The 1,935-nt window shown below is 63.8% G+C and carries 2 protein-coding genes and 1 pseudogene; all 3 read left to right on the forward strand.

Going from position 1 to position 1,935, the window contains the following annotated elements:
- The coding region (mnmA, locus tag Q0216_RS07220; protein WP_298594104.1) for a tRNA 2-thiouridine(34) synthase MnmA at nt 1-1,136 on the forward strand (1,136 nt) is incomplete at its 5' end.
- 116 nt (nt 1,137-1,252) lie between these two features.
- Nucleotides 1,253-1,651: a chorismate mutase gene (locus Q0216_RS07225; protein ID WP_298594106.1), complete on the forward strand. Its 399-nt coding sequence runs from the start codon at nt 1,253-1,255 to the stop codon at nt 1,649-1,651.
- Nucleotides 1,652-1,718: 67 nt separating this feature from the next.
- A pseudogene (locus tag Q0216_RS07230) lies at nt 1,719-1,935 on the forward strand (methionine synthase); the annotation flags it as partial.

Here is a 1,935-nt window from a genome sequence, read left to right on the forward strand (position 1 = left end):
TGAGAAGAATGGTAAGGTTCCTTTGCGAAGTCTTACGATTAAGTTTTTTCCTATGCTGCACCCTCGAAGACTCCATGGACGCCCGCCGCGTCTGCTCCCAGCTGGGCATCCCCTTCTTCGTCTGGGACTTCTCCGAACGCTTCAAGGAAGACGTCGTCGACGACTTCATCTCCGAATACGAAGCCGGACGAACCCCCAACCCCTGCATGCGCTGCAACGAAAAGATCAAGTTCGCCGCGCTCCTCGAACGCGCCCTCGCACTCGGCTTCGACGCCGTGGTGACCGGCCACTACGCCCGCGTCATCACCACCGAAGACGGCAACCGCGAACTGCACCGCGCCGCCGACTGGGCAAAGGACCAGTCCTACGTGCTCGGCGTGCTCACCCACGAACAGCTCAAGCACGCCTGGTTCCCCCTGGCGGACACCCCCTCCAAGGCACAGGTGCGTGCGGAGGCAGCAGAGCGCGGCTTCTCCGTGGCGAAGAAGCCGGACTCCTACGACATCTGCTTCATCCCCGAAGGCGATACCCGCGCCTGGCTGGGCGACCACATTAAGATGCGCCCCGGCCTCATCAAGGACACCCACGGCGAGGTGCTCGGCGAGCACCCCGGCGCGCAGGCATACACCGTAGGCCAGCGCAAGGGCCTGGCGCTGGGCCGCCCCGCCGCCGATGGCAAGCCCCGCTTCGTGCTGGAGGTGCGCCCCAAGGAAAACGAAGTCATTGTCGGCTCCCGCGAGCTGCTTGCCGTGCACGAAATCCGCGGTATCCGCGCCACCTGGGCGGGCGTACCCGTGGAACAGGCGGCACGCTTCCTGGAAGAGCCCGCACAGCTGGGCGCTCGCAGCGAAGAGTTCGAGGTGACCGCACAGGTGCGCGCGCACGCTGACCCGGTCCGCGCCAAGGCGTACATGACCTGGGCACCCGACCCCGAAGCTGAAGAAGAAGGCGCGCTGCGTCTGGAAACCGTAGTGCGCCTACTGGACCCGCTCTCCGGCGTGGCACCGGGACAGACCATGGTGCTCTATCAGGGCACCCGCGTGCTGGGCCAGTCAACCATCGCCCGCGCCTACTCGCTAGACCGCGAAGATATTCAGGAAACCCTGTCTGCTGGCGCCTCTGCCAGCGCTGACTAGCCGCGCAGACTAGCCACACCAAGTAGCCCCGCGCACCCCGCTATTCCCAACTGTTGCCGCAGCATCCCGCTTACGCGCAACGTGCAGAAGACCACAATCGATCAGAGGAGAGACCCATGACAGCAGAACACACTTCCTGCGAATTTGACCCCCACGCCACCTCCATGGGCGATGAAGTCGCACCGGAGGTTTACGAGGAGCTCTTCGCAATGCGCCGCTCCATCGACAACTTCGATGCAGCGCTGGTGCACATCCTCGCGGAGCGTTTTCAGGCAACTAAGCGCGTGGGTATCCTGAAGGCAAAGCATAACCTGCCCGCCGGCGACCCCGGCCGTGAAGAAGCGCAGATTGCTCGTCTGCGTGCCATGGCGAAGGAATCCAGCCTGGACCCGGAATTCGCAGAGAAGTTCCTGAACTTCATCATCTCTGAGGTGATTCGCCACCACGTGCGCATCGCGAACGAGCACGCTGACCAGGACAGCGAGGCACCTGAAGCCGAGAAGTCCGAAGGCTAGTACCGCGCTACTTCCGCATCATTGCGTTTGAATCTGTACGTCATCTGACCCCTCTGGACACACTCCTATGCCCGCTCAATCTTCCAGCCGCCAGGCCGTACGCACCGAACCGACGCCAGAGCGCCTGCTACTGCCCGGTGAGTACCGCGCCCCCGAAGGGGACGAACTGACCGAGCAGGACCTTGCCGCGCTCGCCACGGAGCGTCCGCTGGTGCGTGCCAGCGGTCGAGGCGATTTTCCCGGCGATGATATGGCTGAGGCGATGTCCCGCGTGGAGGGTGAGC

Origin of the sequence: uncultured Rothia sp., assembly GCF_937976295.1 — a bacterium.
In the GTDB taxonomy this organism is placed as follows: domain Bacteria; phylum Actinomycetota; class Actinomycetes; order Actinomycetales; family Micrococcaceae; genus Rothia.

What these genes read in the sequence shown, in the direction of transcription:
- Q0216_RS07225 (WP_298594106.1), top strand. Translation starts at nt 1,253, where the DNA reads ATGACAGCAGAACACACTTCCTGCGAATTTGACCCCCACGCCACCTCC.